Genomic DNA, 18019 nt, shown 5'->3' with positions numbered 1-18019 from the left:
AACCGGACCCGCGTGGGCGGTGACACGTACACGTACGACGCCCGCAACCGGCTCACGTCGGACGGACACAACACGTACGCGTACACCGCGCGCGGCACGATGAGTGCGGTCACGGACGAGGGCGGCAGGACGACCGCGGTCAAGGCCGACGCCTTCAACCGCGTGATCCAGGAGGGCGACCGTACGTACACGTACGACGGCCTCGACCGGGTCCGGGAGGCGAAGGACGAGACGGGCTCCCCGCTCCACACCTTCCAGTACAGCGGCGCCGGAAACGACGTGGCCTCGGACGGTGTGACGTCCTACAGCCGCGACGCGGACGGTTCGCTGTTCGGTGTGAAGACGGCGGTGTCGGCGGTGCTGGCACTGACCGACCTCCACGACGACGTGGTGGCGCAGTTCACCGCGACCGGAGAGGCGCTGGCGGGTTCGACGACGTACTCGCCGTTCGGAAAGGTCGTCCAGAGCACCGGAATGCTCGGCGCTCTCGGCTACCAGTCGGGCTGGACCGACCCGGAGACGGCCAAGGTCAACATGGCCGCGCGCTGGTACTCGCCGGAAACCGGCCAGTTCAACAGCCGCGACTCGATGGGTCTCAACCCGCTCGGCAAGTCAGTGAACGCGAACCGCTACGCGTACGCCAACGGCAACCCGATGACGGGCGTGGACCCGACGGGTCACTTCTGGGATTCCATCAAGAAGGCCGTCAAGAAGGTCACCAAGAAGGTCAAGAAGACCGTCAAGTCGGCCTACAAGAAGACCAAGGCTGCCGTCAAGAAGGCCGCCAAGGTCGTCAAGAGGGCTGCGAAGAAAATCAAGAAGGCTGTCAAGAAGGCGGTCAAGAGGGCGAAGCGGGCGGTCCGCAAGGCCGTGCGATACGTGTCCGACAGCGTTCGCAAGGTCAAGAGATACGTCAAACGCACGTACAAGCGGGTCAAGCGCTACGTCCACAAGGTCGTCAAGCACGTCAAGAAGACCGTGCGTAAGGTCGCCAAGGCGGTCAAACACGTAGCCAAGAAGGTGGTCAAGGCAGCCAAGAAGGTCGGCAGAGCCGTCAAGAAGGCGGCCAAGGCCACAGCCAACTTCGTCAAGCAACATGCCTCGACCATTGCTTCGGTAGCGGTAGGCGTGGCGGTCTTCGCGGGCTGTACGGCCATCACGGCCGGTGTCGGCGCCCTTGGCTGTGCGGCCCTCGCGGGTGCGGCGGCCAACGGTGTCGGCTACATGATGAGCGACGGCCCGAAGACACTGGGCGGCTTCGCCGCTGCGGTGGGCGTCGGCGCTCTGACGGGTGTGGTCGGCGGCGCGGCTGGCGGTCTCGCCGCCGGTGCGGCGGGCCGACTGCTCTCGGGTACGGCGGGTAAGGTCCTCTCCGGCGTTGCCAGAGGCGCGGCGGAAGGCGCGGCGACCGGCGCGGTCGAATACGGCACCTCGTGTGTGAACAGCGAGGAGGGCTGCTCGGTCGCCGGTGCGGCGAAGGCCACGGCGGTCGGCGCGGCGACGGGCGGTGTCTTCGGCGCGAAGGTGCGCACGAAGGGCCGGAAGGGTTGCACCCCGCACAGCTTCACCGGTTCCACCGCGGTCCTCATGGCCGACGGAAAGACCAAGCCGATTTCCGAGGTGAAGGCCGGGGACTACGTCCTCACGGCGGAGCCCGGAAAGAAGCAGAAGGAGAAGCGTCGCGTCAAGGGCGTGATCGTCACCAAGACCGACCGTAACTACGTCGATGTCGTCGTGGAGACGAAGGCCGGTCCGAAGACGATCCAGACCACGAAGCATCACCAGTTCTTTGAGATGGTCCGCAACGCCTGGACCCAGGCGACCGATCTCAAGATGGGTCTGAAGCTCCAGAACGGTGACGGTCTGCCGACCTCGATCCTCGAGGTGAAGTCGTACACGGCAGAGCGTGTGACCTACGACCTCAGCGTCGACAGCCTGCACACCTACCACGTCGTCGCGGGCGATACGCCTGTGCTGGTCCACAACACCGACGACGTGAGCGGGGATGCGTGCCCGCTTCCCGGGCTCTCGGATGCCGCGATCAAGAGCGGTCTGATGAAGCTGGGCAAGCAGCGCCTGGAGGCCGTGAAGAAGAAGGTCCTGAGCGGCACGCTGGATCGGCTGCCCGGTGCCTTCAGTGTGGGCCGGGATCGGACGACCGGGAAGATCTATCACGGTGACAGCGGTCCTGACACGGGGCACCACGACAGGGTCTCGGACTCGCTTCCAGGAGAATCGCAGCGCGAGGACGGTCGACCCCCGGGTGTCTGCGCGGAAGCGCGGATGTGCACCAACGCGCTGAATGACGGAGCGGATCCGAAGAACCTGGATATCGTGACGGTCAACACGAAGGGTAAGAAATACAAGATGTGCGACAACTGTGCATCATGGGTGCCAGGATTTGTCGGAAAGGTGTTGACAGGATGAGTTCCATCTCCGAGCGGCCCAGAGCTGAGGAATTGCAGCAGGCACTGGCCGGGGCATCGAGCGTGGAGCTCGGTGAGATCGACGTCGAGGCGGCTTGCGCCGCATACCGTGACGCCGGCTATGAGGTCACGGAGCAGCTCCGCGGTTTCCTGGAGAACTACGGTGAGCTCACCGTGGGATGGATCTCGCGTGTCAACGGCAAGGAGCAGACCCTCACGGTCTCGGTCGAGGAGGCGCTGGACGTCTTCCCGCCGAACGTGAAGAGCTACTCCAAGCAGCTCGGCGCGCCCGCACTGCCGATCGGTGTCGCGTTCGACACCGATGAAACAGTGCTCCTCGCTGCGAACGACGACATCCTGTTCGCCGGCGATGCCGGTATGCAGCGCGTGGCCAACGGCTTCGAGGAAGCGGTGAAGGCGCTCATCTCGGGTGACTGGGACAGGACCTTCTTCTGATCCATGAGCGCTCAGGCGTCTGACGTCTGATGGCAGGGGATCGCGGCACCGGTCGTCCGGTGTCGCGGTCCCCTGCTTTTTCCATACTCAGCGCCTTTTCCCGGCAGTTCGACCGGGTCGTGGTGGGGCGCGATGCGGTGAGCCGCGTTCTCGTGGGGCGCGAGGTAAAAGGCTTAAAGCCCTGAGGGAAGTACCCCTCCCAACCCCTCCAGCCGCCCCGCGGGGTCGCGTCACTCGGACGAGTGGACTCTGCCAACTGGGGTGGATTCCGGGGCGGTTGCCTGGCATATGCTCGCGCCGACAACCGGAAATAGTTCGGCCCCCGGCCGGGACTGCAATCCCGATCGAGGGCCTGACCAACGAGGAAGAGAACGCTTCCCGATGGCTCCCACGCACCCTAGCGCGCCCTCGCGCGTGCTGCCCGCTCCTCGCCGGAGTGCCCCCCGATCCGGTGTTCTTCACGTCAACGTGCGGCACACCACCCGCTACACCGTGGTCGGCAACCACCTCGCCCAGCACGAGAAGCTTTCGCTGATGGCCATCGGTCTCGCCGTCCACATCCAGTCGCTGCCCGACGGCGCCTGCATCGCCATCAAGGCCCTCGCCGCCCGCTTCCCGGAGGGCGAGATCTGCGTCGCCGCCGCGCTGCGCGAGCTGGAGGAACACGGCTACCTGGCCCGGAAGAAGGAGCGGCTGCCCAACGGGCGGCTGGCGACGCGCACGGTCTCGTACAACCGGCCCGGCCACCTGCCGCTGGAGCCAGAGTCAGAGCCAGAGCCGGACCCGGAGTCCGGCCGCAGGCCGGAACCCGAGGCCCAGCCGGATCCTCAGCCCGCGCCGCGACCGTCCCCCGCTCCCAAGCCGGCTGGCCCTGCGGCACCACCCGCGCTCCGAGTCCCCGCCGCCTCGCTCCTCGCCGGCCTCCACCTCCACGAGCCCCGGCTGCTGCTCTCGGAGCGGGACGTACACCGGCTGGCCCCCGGCGTCGCCGCCTGGCTCGACCGGGGCGCCCACCCCGACGCCGTGCGCCGCACGCTCACCGCGAGCCTTCCGGACGACCTGAAGCATCCCGCCGGGCTCCTCGCCCACCGGCTCACCGCGCTGCTGCCGCCCCCGCTCCCGGCGAAGCCGCCAGCCCCGGACCCTCTCCAGAACTGCGACCGGTGCGATCGAGCGTTCCGTGGTCCTGAACCCGGAGCCTGCCCGGGTTGCCGCAGTGCCCACGAGGAATGTGCCGCGTGACGGGCGTCGGTACGTTGGCATACATCAAGCGGACGACGATCAAGATCGACGCCTGTGCCGAGCGCCTCGGCGTCCGCGAGGTGGCGACCGTCGACCGCGAACACTTCGGTGCCGTGCGCCCCGCGCACACGACGGCCTTCACCCTTCTCCCCTGACAGGACCCCTGAGAGCCGTGGATCTGAACCCCAGAGGACTGCCCGAGCTCATGGAGTGGGTCGTCGAGTCGGACGACTTCCACCTCCAGGGGTTCATGTCCGCCAACGCCTCGATCGCGCAGGCCCTGGCGCTGGCCGCGCTGTTCCGGCCCGAGTTCGTGGAGTACGAAGGCTGCGTCCTGCTCGGCTTCCGGTTCGACCGGCCGGGTGTGGACACATGGATCGCGCACCTGGCCGGCGACCTGCGTGCGGTCGAGGCCGTCGTGAACCACGTCCACCTGTGGGACCACTTCACGCCCACCTCCGACGCGGAGTACGCGGCGCTGCCCCCGCTCGCGCAGGAGATCGCCGCGATGTGGCGAAGCGCGGCCCGGGAGGCCTTCCCCGGACGGGAATTCGACGTCTCGGCGACGGACGATCCAGACGACTACGGTCCCACCCTGACGCTAGTCACCCGCTGAGTCGTCACACTCGCCGCGGCCCGTCCCGAGTCGCTGGGGCGGGCCGCTTCCGTGCCGTTCGCAAAGATCTTGCAAAGCACTTGATCATCGGTGGCCCTGCTGTGCGGGCATCGGGCAAGCTCACGGAGCTTTTGTAGGCAACGTATAAGTAAAGGCTCACTCATGAGTGATCGTCGGGTCCGCAGCCCTCGGCCGCGTCCACCGGGTCGTCCCGGCAGACGCGGACTGAGGGCTACGGCTCTTTTTGTCCTGTCCTCCTTCTCCTGCATGCTGACCACCGAGACGGCGATGGCCACCGGGGCCACGCTCGCGCCGGTCCGCATGCCCGACTTCTCCCTCTCCGGCCTGTTGAAGTGGGCCGACGAGAGCCCCCTCGAGACCCCTGACCAGCAGGGCGGTACCGCCCGCGGCAAGAGCCATCACGCCTCGTCCGACGCAACCAGCGAAGAGGGTGACGCGGGCCGGAATCCCGGTAAGGGCAAGGGCCAGCTCGACCCGTTCGAGCGGCACACCGACAAGCCCGGACAGGCCAAGACCGGCGCCGCCCCCGGCGACGCCAAGAGCTTCGACGCCCGTACCAGCAAGCGGGATGCGAAGAAGTCGACGGCGACGTCGGACTTCTACGTCAACGCCGACGGCTCCACCACCGTCCGCCACCACCCGGGCCGTGCCAACTTCAAGGCCACCGATGGCACATGGAAGCCGATCGACACCCGGCTGACCGGTGACACGGACGGCCGGCTCCAGCAGCGCGCGAACTCGCTCGACGTCGAGTTCGCACGGAGCGCCGCCGACCGGCAGCTCGCTTCCGTCGACTTCGGCGCCGGGCGCTCGCTCGGGTACGCGCTGAAGGACGCCGCCAAGGCCACGCCCACCGTCGCCGCCAACGGCACGGTGACCTACGCCGATGTGCTGCCCGACACCGACCTCCAACTCATTTCCCTCGCGCAGGGCTTCAAGGAGAACGTCGTCCTACGCTCGCCGCAGGCGGCGAACTCCTGGACCTTCCCCCTCGAAACCAAGGGGCTCACCCCCCGAATAGCCGCCGACGGCGATGTGGAGTTCACGGACGCGACGGGCGAGGTCACCGCGACCATCCCGCACGCGTTCATGGAGGACTCCAAGATCGACCCGCGCTCGGGCGACCCCGCGCAGTCCCGGGCGGTGAGCTACGAGCTCATCACTCTCGACGGCAAGCCCGCCCTGCGGATGACCGCGGACCGTGCGTGGCTCGACGCGCCCGAGCGGGTCTACCCGGTGACCGTCGACCCGACGGTCACCGCGTCCAACTCGACGTACGTCCAGAGCAACTACAGCGCGGACCGCTCGACCGAGACGCAGATCAAGGTCGGTTCGTACGACTCGGGCACGAACAAGGCGAACTCGTTCCTGCAGTTCTCCTCGCTGGGCACCACGCTCGCGGGGCAGCGGGTCACCGCCGCCACCCTGAACGTCTATGCGCTCTGGTCCTCGACCTGCGCTGCCCGGGTGTTCTCCGTGCACCCGGTGACCCAGTCCTGGTCGCCGACCACGACCACGACCTATCCCGGCCCGACGTACGGCTCCGCCATCGGCTCTGCCACGCCGGCGCCCGGAGCGTCCTGCTCCAACGACGCGAACGCGGCGAGCGTCGGTGTGAAGATGCCGGTGTCGCTGTCGCCCGCGTGGTTCAACCAGGTCGCCGCCGGCGCCGCGAACTACGGTCTCGCGATGACCGCGCCGACCGGCGACGGACTGCACTGGAAGAAGTTCCACTCGGACAACGCGGCCACCGCCGGTTTCCGCCCGGCCCTGGAGCTGACCTACACGGCCAACTCGGCCCCGCAGGTCAACGCCTCGTACCCGCCGGAGAACTTCCAGGCCAACACCCTCCAGCCGGAGCTGATCGTCCAGGCCAGCGACACCGACAAGGGTCCGAACCCGCTGTCCTACACGTTCGAGGTGTACGACGCCGACTCCAGCTCCACCACCCCGGTCGTGACCTCCGGCACGCTCACGAAGGGCAGCTGGAAGGTCCCGGCGGCCAAGCTCAGCTGGTCGAAGAACTACCTCTGGTACGTGGGTGTCACCGACGGCACGACACAGGTCACGCAGTCCAGCCGCTTCACGACCGCGGTGCCGCAGCCGCCGGTCACCTCGGGTCTGTCGATGAACACCCACGGCCACGATTTCGACCCGTCGGACGGCAACTACACCACCGAGGACACCGACGCCGACGTGCCGGTGATCGGCCCGTCCCTGGAGATCGACCGCGCGTACAACAGCCTCGACCCGCGCGTGGACAGTGCCTTCGGTGCCGGCTGGTCGACGGTCGTCGACATGAAGGCGGCCGAGGTCAAGGACGCCGCGGGCGCGCTCACCAGTGTCGTGATCACATACCCGGGCGGTGAGCAGGTCGCGTTCGGCCGCAACAGCAACGGCACGTTCGTGCCGCCGCTGGGCCGCTACGCGCGACTGGAAGCGGTCACCGGCGGCTTCAAGCTGACGGACAAGGACTTCACGGCCTACTCCTTCACGCAGGCCACGACGAAGGCCGGGGTCTATGCGATCTCCGGCATCGTGGACTTCGGCGGCCGGGCGGAGACGTTCACGTACGACACGAACAAGCGCCTGACCAAGATCACCAACACCACGTCGAAGCGCTCCCTCGGCCTGACGTGGGTCACGCCGGTCGGCGCGACCGCACCCCATGTGGAGACCGTTTCCACCGACCCGTCGATTGTCGGCGACGCCGGCAGCGCGAAGACGTGGCAGTACGGCTACACCGGTGACCAGCTGACCAAGGTGTGTCCGCCGGCCGACTGGACCAAGTGCACGACGTACTCGTACACCACCGGCAACCACTACCGCACGACGGTTCTGGACGCCGACCCGTTCGCCTACTGGCGCCTCGGTGAGACGTCCGGCACCCTTGCCGCCGACGCGGTGGACACCAACCAGGGGCAGTACAACGGCACGTACAAGAACGTGACCCTGGGCAGCGCCTCGGTGCTGGCGGGTTCGACGCAGAAGACGGCCACGTTCAACGGCACCACCTCGTACGTCGAGATGCCGAGCGCTCCGGGTGCGACGCCGTCGTACACGTCGGTGTCGCTGTGGTTCAAGACGACCACGGCCGGCGGTGTCCTGTTCTACTACGGCGACAAGCCGCTGAGCGACCCGAACCCGGTCGCCAACACCACGAAGAACACCCCGGCCGTGTACGTGGGCATGGACGGCAAGCTGCGTGGCTGTCTGGCCATGTCGCCCGGCTGCATGTCGACGATCACGTCCACCGCGACCGTCACCGACGGCCAGTGGCACAACGCGGTCCTGACGGGTATGGCCAGCAGCCAGACGCTGTACCTCGACGGTGTGTCCCAGGGTTCGCTGACCGGCACGATCAACGACTGGGTGCAGCCCTACATCAGCCTGGGCGCCGGTGTGAACACCAACGGCTGGCCGTCGATGAACCCGAACGACAAGCTGGGTCACTTCGCGGGCCAGATGGCCGAGGTGGCCGTCTACGCCGAGCCGCTGCCCGCCTCGGTGATCTCCGCGCAGTACCAGGCCGCGAAGCGGTCCGCCGGTCTGCTCCAGAAGATCACGACGCCGAGCGGCAAGACGCAGGCCTCGGTCGTCTACGGCACGACCGACGACCTGGTCCTCCAGGCCACGGACGGCAACGGCGGTACGTGGAAGCTGAACCCGGCCACGATCACCGGCTCCTCGCAGGTCTACCGTTCGGCCGTGATGGGCTCCACGCCCGCCGGCTACTGGCGCCTGGACGACACCCAGGCGGCGACGCAGGCCGCGAACGAGCTGCACACCGGTTTCGGCACGTACAACAACGTGACGCAGGGTGTGGAGGGTCCGTTCGGCGCCGCCGATGTCACGGCGGCCCAGTTCGACGGCACGAGTTCCTATGTGGAGGTGCCGCACGGCGTCTGGCACAACAAGCCCGACCGTTCCGTCGAACTGTGGTTCAAGACGGCCAATCCGGGCGTCATCATGGCCGACCAGTCTCGGACGCTGGACGACCCGGCGGGCGTCGGTGGCTCGTACAGCGACCTGCTCTACGTCGGTACGGACAACAAGCTGCACGGCCACTGGTGGAACAGCACCTGTAACGCCAACGCCACGATGGGTTCCACGGGTGAGGTCGCGGACGACAAATGGCACCACGCGGTCCTCACGGCCGCCGGTACCACGCAGACGCTCTACCTCGACGGCGTCAAGCAGGGCACCTGCACCGGAGCGGCCAACGAGGCATCGGCCCACACGTACATCGGCGCGGGCTTCTCGACGAACTGGTACATGGCGCCCGGCGGGATCAGCCACTTCACCGGCTCCCTCGCCGATGTCGCGGTCTACTCCAAGGGCCTGACCGCGGCCGAGGTCGAGAAGCACTGGTCCGCCTTCAAGGCGTCCTCCGGTGTCGCCCCGGTGCGGACGGTCAAGCTGACCGACCCGAGCGACAGGACGCTGACCTATGTGTACGACGCGGAGATGGGCAACCGTCTGCTGGCGTCGATCGACTCCGAGGGCAGGCGGACGACCTACGGCTACGACACGGGCGGCTTCCTGCACACCGTGACCGACGCCAATGGCAACCGTTCGATCACCGGTCATGACGTCCGGGGCAATGCGGTCTCCCAGACCACCTGCCAGGACACCGCGGCCAACAAGTGTTCGACGGAGTACTTCACGTACTTCCCGGACGCGACCACGGCGTTTCCGCCGATGGACCTGCGTAACGACCTGGTGCTCACCGAGCGCGACGGCCGTTCCTCTGGCCCGACGGACAACACCTACCTGACCAGCTACACCTACGACACGGCCGGCAATGTCACCGCGGTGACCTCGCCGCCGGTGGCCGGCCACCCGAACGGCCGGACCGCGTCGACGACGTACACCACCACCGCCACGGTGGCGGCGGAGGGCGGCACCGCGAAGGCGCCCGCCGGGCTGGTGGCGACCGTCACCACGGCCGGTGGCAAGAAGACGTCGTACACGTACTTCGCCAACGGTGACCTCGCGGAGATCACCGACGCCAACGGCGCCAAGGTGAAGCACACGTACGACAACCTCGGCCGCCAGCTCACCAAGACCGAGGTCTCGGACTCCTATCCCGCGGGTCTGACGACCTCGCTGACGTACGACAAGAACGACCAGGTCGTCACCGAGACCGACCCGAAGGTCACCAACCGGGTCACCGGCGCGGTGCACCAGGCGAAGACGACGACCGCCTTCGACGCGGACGGCAACGTCCTGTCACAGACCGTCGCGGACCTCACCGGTGGCGACGCCGCCCGTACGACGTCGATGACGTACAACGCGTACAACCAGGTGGCGACCAAGACGAACTCGGGCGGCGACACCACGTCGTTCGAGTACGACGTCTACGGCAACAAGACGAAGGAGACGGACCCCGCGGGGAACGTCAACGTCGCCACCTACGACGCCGAGAAGCGTCTGCTCACCACCAGCCTGCTGAACTACACCGGCGACCCGAACAACCCGTCGGCGCCGACGACCCTGGTCGAGGAGTCGCGGGCGTACGACCCGGCGGGCCGCCTCGCGTCGATCACCGACGCGATGGGCTACGTCACGGCGTACACCTACACCGACGACGGCCTCTCGGCGAGCGTGGTCCGCAAGGATCCGGTGTCCGGCAAGTCCTTCACGGAACAGGCGAACACGTACGACGCCGAGGGCAACCTGATCGAGCAGATCACGAAGAACGGGCGGGTGCGCACCACCTTCACGGTGGACGCGGCCGACCGTACGGTGTCCTCGGTCCTGGATCCGAACGGGCTCGCGCGGACGACGAAGGTCTCCTACGACCCGGACGACAACGTGGTGTCCCAGACGGAGGCCGACCCGGCGACGGGTGAGGTCACCACGACGGACACCCGGTACGACGATCTGGGCAACGTCACGGGCACTACCGTCGACGACGGCACGACAGCCCCGGTGGCGCGCTACAAGCTGGACGAGACGACCGGCTACGGCCTGGCCGACTCCTCCGGCGGCAACACCACCGGTACCCACGGCACCGGCATGCACTGGAACACCGACCGGAGCGGCAGCGCCGTCTTCGACGGTGACGCCAACTCCTGGGCACAGACCTCGAGGCCGGCCGTGAACACGGCCGGCAGCTTCACGGTCTCGGCCTGGGCCAAGCTGTCCGACCTCACCACAGGGCGGACCGTCCTGTCGCAGGACGGCGACAACGTGTACGGCTTCGTGTTGTACTACGCGGCCGGCACCGGCTGGGCCTTCGCCCGGCCCCGGGCGGACGTCACACCGCTGGCGTACGACCGGGCGGTGTCAGCTTCCTCCGCGGCCGTCTCCGGTGTCTGGACCCACCTCGTCGGCGTGTACGACGCCCAGGCCGCCAAGCTGCGCCTGTACGTCAACGGCACGCTCGCCCAGGAAGTCCCGCACAGCTCCCCGTGGGAGGCGACCGGTCCGCTGCAGGTCGGCCGCCACAAGTACGCGGCGACCTACGACTACGCGTTCAAGGGCGGCATCGACGACGTCCAGGTCTACAGCGAGGCGCTGACCGCGGCGCAGGTCACCGCGGTCAAGGGCGGAACGCTCCCGGCAGCCGGCAGCTCCGTCCGCACCACGACGTCGAAGCTGGACCAGCGCGGTCTGGCGCTCTCCACGACCGACGCCAACGGCGACGTCACCGACTACGGCTACGACGAGGAGGAGCGGCAGACCATCGTCACGGAACCGGCCGTCAACGCGGAGCAGAACGGCGGGACCCCGGTCTCCGTCCGTCCCGTGTCGATGACCGGCTACAACACCTTCGGCGAGATGACCGAGACCTCGGACAACCTCGGCAATGTGACGGTCATGGCGTACGACGCCGAGGGCCGGGAGACGTCGACGACGCTGCCCGGCTACACCCCGGCGGGTGGCACGCCGATCCAGGCCACGAGCTGGAACGAGTACAACAGGCTCGGCCAGCTCTCGGCGGAGGTCGACGAGCTCGGCAACCGCACCACGTACACGTACACGCAGCTCGGCGACAAGGCCTCGGTCACGGAGCCCGGCGGCGGTACGACGAAGTACACCTACTCCACCAACGGTGACGAGCTCTCGGCCACCCGGGCGAACGGTGCCCGGCAGGAGAGCACCTGGGACTACCTGGGTCGCCGGCTCACGGTCTCGGACATCGTCCGGCAGCCGACACAGCGGGTGTACACCGTGGCCCACGAGTACGACGGCCCGGGCGGTGAACTCTCCCGGACGGTGAGCGCCGCCGGCATCCCGGAGTCGTACAAGTACAACGTGCTGGGAGAGAAGACCGAGGTCACCGACGGCTCAGGCCACATCCACCGGTACACGTACGACATGGACGGCCACGTCCTCACCACGACGGACCCGGACGGCACCAGCACCAAGAACACGTACGACGCGTTCGGGCAGCTCGTCGCCACGAGCGACCTGGACGCCCAAGGCGCGGTGCTGCGCACCATGCGCACCACCTACGACCGGGAGGGCAACGCCACCTCGGTGACGGATTACCGGGGACGCACCACGACCCTCACGACGGACGCCTCGGGTGCCGTCACGAAGGCGGTGCAGCCGGTCTCGGCGACCGAGTCGATCACCACGACCTTCGGCTACGACGCGGAGGGCAACCGGACGCGCTTCACCGACGGGCGGGGTAATCCGTTCCTCACCACGTACAACAGCTGGGGTCTGGTCGAGTCGGAGATCGAGCCGTCCACGCCGTCCCACCCCGCCGCGGCGGACCGGACGTTCACCACGGTGTACGACGCGGGCGGCCGGGCGAAGGAGATCCGTTCCCCGGGCGGTGTGACCGTCGTCAACGAGTACGACGCGGAGGACCGTCTCGTCCGGCAGTCGGGCACGGGTGCGGAGGCCGTCACGGTCGACCACACCTACTCCTACGACTCCGACGACCGGCTCACGGCCGTCGCGGGTGCCGGTGACGTCAAGAACACCTTCACCTACGACGACCGCGGACTGCTCCTGTCCACGGCTGGTCCGTCGGGAGCCTCGTCCTTCGCGTACAACGCCGACGGGTCGATGACCTCGCGCTCCGACGCCTCGGGCACGACGGCGTACGGCTACGACAGCGCGGGCCGGCTCAAGACCGTCAACGACGGCGCCACCGGCACGACGGCGACGTACGCCTACGACGTCGACGACCGGGTCACGCAGATCGACTACGGCACGGGCGGGTCCAGGCGGACCTTCTCGTACGACGCACTGGAAAGGGTGACCCAGGACAAGCTGACCTCCCCGACCGGCCGGATTCTGTCCTCGATCGACTACGGCTGGGACGAGAACGGCAGCATGACGTCGAAGACGACGGCCGGACTCGCGGGCTCGTCCGCCAACACGTACACGTACGACTGGGCCAACCGCCTGACGTCCTGGAACAACGGGACGATGACGGAGTCCTACGGCTACGACAAGTCCGGCAACCGGATCCAGGTGGGTGCCGACACGTACACGTATGACGCCCGCAACCGGCTCACGCGGGCCGGCGGCGACACGTACATGTACACCGCGCGCGGCACACTGAGCCAGGTCACGAATGACGGCGGCACCGTCGCGGTCAAGGCCGACGCTTTCAACCGGGTCGTCACCGAGGGCGAACGTACCTACACGTACGACGGTCTCGACCGGGTCCTGGAGGCCAAGGACGAGACGGGCAGCGCGCTGTTCTCGTTCGCGTACAGCGGCGTCGGGAACGACGTGGCCTCGGACGGCACAGCGTCCTACAGCCGCAACGCCGACGGCTCCCTGCTGGGTGTGAAGACGCCCGCCTCCTCGGTGCTGGCCCTCACGGACCTGCACGACGACGTGGTGGCGCAGTTCACCGCTTCGGGCGAGACGCTGACCGGTTCGAGGACGTACTCCCCGTTCGGCAAGGTGTCGCAGACGACCGGGCTCATCGGCAGCCTGGGTTACCAGTCTGGCTGGACCGACCCGGAGACCTCCAAGGTCAACATGGCCGCGCGCTGGTACTCGCCGACCGCCGGTCAGTTCACCAGCCGGGACACCGTGAGCCTGTCGCCTCTGCCGGCCTCGGTGGGCGCGAACCGCTACGCCTACGCGGACGACAACCCGATGTCGGCGACCGATCCCACGGGTCACTGGCCCAGCTTCATCAACAAGGTGAAGAAGGCCGTCAAGTCGGTCGCCCGACGCGCTGTGAAGTCGGTCCTCAAGCCGCGCAAGAAGCACCGGGTCGTCAAGGTGGTCCGTCCCAAGCCGCGCGGTATGCACAAGGTGGTGTCCCGCATCCGGGACGGCGTCAAGAAGGTCGTCAAGTATGCGAAGGCCAAGGCCAAGAAGGCGGTCGGGGCCAGGCTCAGGATCGTGAAGGACCCGAGGTACCAGGCCAATCTGGCGAGGGCGAACAAGGCGAAGGCCAAGGCCGCCTTCGTGAGGTCTCTCAAGATCAAGAAGGCTCGTGCGAACTTCCTCCGAGAGAAGAAGAGGCGCGAGGTCATCGAGAGTCGCAGGGAGGCGCTACGGAAGTTGGACGCCTTCGGGCGCAAGTGGATATTCGGTGTCGTGGCCCTCAGTACCCAAGCTCCCCTGGTGGACGCCTCGAAGCCGGTCGTACGCTTTCTCGCTCCCACCCTCTTCGGCGTCTCCAAGGATCCCTCGGCCTTCGATCTCGGCTACGACTGGGTGAGCGGCAAGGGGCCGAAGCACCGGGTCCTGGACGGCAACAGCACGTTCACCAAGACCCTCAAGCAGCACGCCCATGTGGACTACACGAAGGACGCCATCGCCCGGGACCTCGGGAGCGGAAAGCTCAAGGCCGATGGGAAGTGGCACGACAAGCCGTACCGCCTCGGCGCGGACGACGAGGAGGGGTCGTCCATGATGAAGCTCCTCCGCGACTTCACCGGGAACTCCTCCGCGGCCTACCTCGGCTCGTACACCCTCAAGTACCGCGTCACCTCGGTGAACAGCAAGACGGGGAAGGCGACCGTAGGGTTCAAGGTGTACAACGAGAGCACCATGTTCTCGGGGACGCGCCCGCCGCCGGCGTTGGGCGGCTACAGCGACTGGTACGAGAAGAAGGTCGGGCAACCGCTCAACAACCATTACTCCTCGGGCCGTTTCTCGAAGAAGAGCCAGGACATCGTCTGGAACGAGGAGGTCTCGTTCTCGCCTTCACGGTGATGAGATGAAGTGAGACGAGGAAGAGCCCCGCCGAGTCGTTCGGCGGGGCTTTCCCGTTCTCGGGCGGTGCGACATGCGGTGTGCCGGGCGGTGCGTCAGCCGGTCTTGGTCCAGTCGCCGCAGCCTGAGGTCTTGAAGTAGCCGTCGGTCTTCGAGACCTTCACGATCGCCGTGCCCGAGACGTTGTTGTTCGCCAGGATCGCGTCCGTGTTGTGGCTCGCGTCCTTCGAGCGTTCCCAGTAGCAGCCGTCGTCCTCGTTGCCCGTCGACTTGTACGTGCCCGGGGTGATGTCCACGCCCACCTTGAACATGCCGCCGTCGCCCTTCAGGGTCGCCTTCGGGGTGCCGGTCGCCTTCTCGTCGACGGCCTCCCACTCCGCGCAGCCGGAGGACTTGAAGAGCTTGTCCGTCGGCTTGATCAGGACGTAGCTCGTGCCCATCACGTTGTCGTTGGCGAGGATCGAGTCCGTCTCGCCCGAGGAGTCCTTGGCGCGCTCCCAGTAGCAGGCCGCGTCCTCGTTGCCGCTCGTGCGGTAGAGGCCCGGCTTGACGTCCGCGCCGACCTCGAAGTCGCCGTCGCCGTCGATCGTGGCCGCCTTCTTCTTCTCGGGGGCCGAGGAGCCCTTGTCGCCGCCCGTCTTCGTCGGCTGCTCCTGCTTGGGCGAGCCGTTCGAGGAGGTGCCGGCGCCGTCCTCGCAGCCCGTCGCGCCGATCACGACGAGGGTGACGATCGCGCCGGTGGCGGTGAGGGTCTTGTGGCGGGCGAACCAGTTGCGCTGCTGCTGAGGCATGGCTGTGGCACCTTCCGGGGCGCTGTGAGGACTCCGTTTGCGATGGGTCAATCACAGCAGAGCCTGTGAACCCAGTCAACACGCTTCACGAAAATCAGAACGACTCACACTGTGAACCGTCCCGATCGGTATGCTCGGGGTTCACAGCCGCACGAAGGGAGACGGACAGGTGCCGGACCAGCACGCCGCAGAGGTCACCGCCGCCGGGATCGCCCGGCTCGCCGGTGTCGGCCGGGCCGCCGTCAGCAACTGGCGACGCCGGCACGAGGACTTCCCCAAGCCCGTCGGCGGGACCGAGACCAGCCCCTCCTTCGCCCTCGCCGATGTCGAGCAGTGGCTGCGCGACCAGGGAAAGCTCGTCGACGTCCCGCTCCGCGAGCGCGTCTGGCAGCAGCTCGCCGCTCACCCCGCCGGCACGGTCACCGGGCTCGTCCACACCGGCTGCGCACTCCTGCTCGTACAGGGCCGGTCCACCGGCTGGGCCCGGTTCGCCGCGCTCTCCGACGAGCGGCTCGCCGACGTCCTGCCCTCCGCCCTCGAAGAGGTGCTCACCGCCCGGTTCGGGCTCGACCGCGCCGTCCGCACCCCGCTCGCCGCCGACCTCGCCCTCTCCGTGCCCCTCATGCGCGGCGCGGCCGAACTCGCCGCCGAACTCGGCGCACGCCAGACCTTCGAGTTCCTGCTCGGCCGCCACCTCGACGCCAACCCGCGCCAGTACACGCTCACTCCGCCCGGCCTCGCCGAGCTGATGGCCGCCCTCGCCGTCGAGGCCACCGGGCCCGGCGCAGCCACACAGCCCGGCGCCGGACCCGGCGCAGGCCCCGCGCCCACCGTGCTCGACCCCGCCTCCGGCACCGGCGGGCTGCTGCGCGCCGTCCCGCGCGCCGCCGCCCTCTACGCCCAGGACGCCGACCCCGAGCTCGCCGCCCTCACCGCCCTGCGCCTCGCCCTGCACGGCGACGCCGACATCCGCTCCGCCGCCGCCGACACCCTGCGCGCCGACGCCTTCCCCGGGCTCTCCGCCGACGCCGTCCTCTGCCACCCGCCGTTCAACGAACGCGGCTGGGGCCACGACGAACTCGCCTACGACCCCCGCTGGGAGTACGGCTTCCCGGCACGCACCGAATCCGAACTGGCCTGGGTCCAGCACGCGCTCGCCCGGCTCCGCGACGGCGGCGCCGCCGTGCTCCTCATGCCGCCCGCCGTCGCCTCCCGCCGCTCCGGCCGCCGCATCCGCGCCGACCTGCTGCGCCGCGGCGCCCTGCGGGCCGTCATCGCCCTGCCGGCCGGCGCCGCGCCCCCGTACGGCATCCCGCTCCACCTGTGGGTGCTGAACCGGCCCGGCCACGACCACCGGCCCGCCCCCGAACTGCTGCTCGTCGACACCACCTCCCTGGTCCCGGACGGCGGCCGCGCCACCCTGCCCTGGCCCACCGTCCAGAGCGCCGTCCTCGACGCCTGGAACGGCCGGCACGAACAGGGCGTCAGCCGCTCGGTCCCCGTCATCGAACTCCTCGACGACGACGTCGACCTCGCCCCCGCCCGCCACCTGGCCGCCCCGGCCACGGGCGCCTCGGCCGCCGGACTCGACACCGTGCGGGCGCGCCTGGACGAGAGCCTGCGCCGCACCCTGAGCCTCGCCCCCACCCCCGCCGTGGTCGCCCGTCCCGCCGCCCGCACCCTCACCACGGTCGGCGAACTCGCCCGCGCCGGAGCCCTCCAGCTCCGGGCGGGCGGCGCCGGGGCCTCCCCGGTCGGCGGCCCCGTCCTGACCGAACACGACGTCCTGTCCGGCGCCGCGCCCTCCGGGACGCTCCCCGACGGCCCCGCCGAGGACCCCGTCCTTCTCCGGGAAGGCGATGTCGTCGTCCCCGTCCTCGGCGGCGGCTCGATCGCCCGCGTCGTCGACGCGCCCACCGCCGGCGCCGCCCTCGGCCGCAACCTGCAGCTCCTGCGCCCCGATCCGGCCGCGCTCGACCCCTGGTTCCTCGCCGGCTTCCTGCGCGGCACCGCGAACAACCGACAGGCCAGCAGCTTCGCCTCCACCGCCACCCGGCTCGACGTCCGACGCCTCCAACTGCCCCGGCTGCCCCTCGCCGACCAGCGGCGCTACGGCGAACGGTTCCGGGCGCTGGCCGCGTTCGAGGACGCGCTGCGCCAGGCCGGGCGGCTCGGAGAGCAGCTGGTGCAGGGGTTCTACGACGGACTCGCGGACGGGAGCGTCCACCCCGAGTGACGGGAGCGACACCGCTTCCGTACAACCCTGGGCGGGTTGTCGTGGTCGCCTTATACGCTCGTACCCCGCACAAGTCCCGTGC

Annotated in this window: 8 protein-coding genes; 7 read left to right on the top strand and 1 reads right to left on the bottom strand. The window is 68.7% G+C overall.

The genetic code is table 11. The features are described 5' to 3' along the window. The 6 genes from IE136_RS36145 to IE136_RS31750 form a co-directional block, all read left to right on the top strand. On the top strand, nucleotides 1-2427 hold a 2427-nt coding region (locus tag IE136_RS36145; protein ID WP_268247977.1), incomplete at its 5' end, for an RHS repeat-associated core domain-containing protein. Next, the gene (locus IE136_RS31770; protein ID WP_158987982.1) at nucleotides 2424-2882 is read left to right on the top strand and encodes an SUKH-3 domain-containing protein; all 459 of its coding nucleotides are present in this window, start codon (nucleotides 2424-2426) and stop codon (nucleotides 2880-2882) included. The genes IE136_RS36145 and IE136_RS31770, both read left to right, overlap by 4 nt. A 381-nt stretch (nucleotides 2883-3263) precedes the next feature. Further along, nucleotides 3264-4124: a helix-turn-helix domain-containing protein gene (locus tag IE136_RS31765; RefSeq protein WP_158987981.1), complete on the top strand. Its 861-nt coding sequence runs from the start codon at nucleotides 3264-3266 to the stop codon at nucleotides 4122-4124. Beyond that, nucleotides 4121-4279 carry a hypothetical protein gene (locus IE136_RS31760; RefSeq protein WP_229819352.1) on the top strand — a complete coding sequence of 53 codons (159 nt, stop codon included), beginning with the start codon at nucleotides 4121-4123 and terminating at the stop codon, nucleotides 4277-4279. The genes IE136_RS31765 and IE136_RS31760 overlap by 4 nt, the downstream gene beginning before the upstream one ends. A gap of 17 nt (nucleotides 4280-4296) precedes the next feature. Next, complete coding sequence (locus IE136_RS31755; RefSeq protein ID WP_158987980.1) at nucleotides 4297-4740, top strand: hypothetical protein; 444 nt, start codon at nucleotides 4297-4299, stop codon at nucleotides 4738-4740. A 267-nt stretch (nucleotides 4741-5007) separates the two neighbouring features. Continuing rightward, nucleotides 5008-14910 carry a LamG-like jellyroll fold domain-containing protein gene (locus IE136_RS31750; protein ID WP_229819350.1) on the top strand — a complete coding sequence of 3301 codons (9903 nt, stop codon included), beginning with the start codon at nucleotides 5008-5010 and terminating at the stop codon, nucleotides 14908-14910. A 95-nt stretch (nucleotides 14911-15005) separates the two neighbouring features. Here IE136_RS31750 and IE136_RS31745 read toward each other — a convergent pair whose 3' ends face one another. Continuing rightward, complete coding sequence (locus IE136_RS31745; protein ID WP_189602020.1) at nucleotides 15006-15701, bottom strand: Rv1352/Rv1906c domain-containing protein; 696 nt, start codon at nucleotides 15699-15701, stop codon at nucleotides 15006-15008. Nucleotides 15702-15831: 130 nt separating this feature from the next. On the opposite strand from IE136_RS31745, the gene IE136_RS31740 reads away from it, so the two are divergent. Further along, nucleotides 15832-17937: an N-6 DNA methylase gene (locus IE136_RS31740; protein ID WP_189602019.1), complete on the top strand. Its 2106-nt coding sequence runs from the start codon at nucleotides 15832-15834 to the stop codon at nucleotides 17935-17937. Nucleotides 17938-18019: the final 82 nt, after the last annotated feature.

The sequence above is a fragment of the Streptomyces lateritius genome (assembly GCF_014649715.1).
In the GTDB taxonomy this organism is placed as follows: domain Bacteria; phylum Actinomycetota; class Actinomycetes; order Streptomycetales; family Streptomycetaceae; genus Streptomyces; species Streptomyces lateritius.
The sequence above is the reverse complement of the archived record's forward strand: the minus strand, read 5'-3'. Positions and strand labels throughout refer to the sequence as shown.

Excerpts from the sequence above, each read along its gene's own strand:
- IE136_RS31770 (WP_158987982.1), top strand. The coding sequence starts at position 2,424 with ATGAGTTCCATCTCCGAGCGGCCCAGAGCTGAGGAATTGCAGCAGGCA.
- IE136_RS31765 (WP_158987981.1), top strand. The coding sequence starts at position 3,264 with ATGGCTCCCACGCACCCTAGCGCGCCCTCGCGCGTGCTGCCCGCTCCT.
- IE136_RS31750 (WP_229819350.1), top strand. The coding sequence starts at position 5,008 with ATGCTGACCACCGAGACGGCGATGGCCACCGGGGCCACGCTCGCGCCG.
- IE136_RS31745 (WP_189602020.1), bottom strand. The coding sequence starts at position 15,701 with ATGCCTCAGCAGCAGCGCAACTGGTTCGCCCGCCACAAGACCCTCACC.
- IE136_RS31740 (WP_189602019.1), top strand. The coding sequence starts at position 15,832 with ATGCTCGGGGTTCACAGCCGCACGAAGGGAGACGGACAGGTGCCGGAC.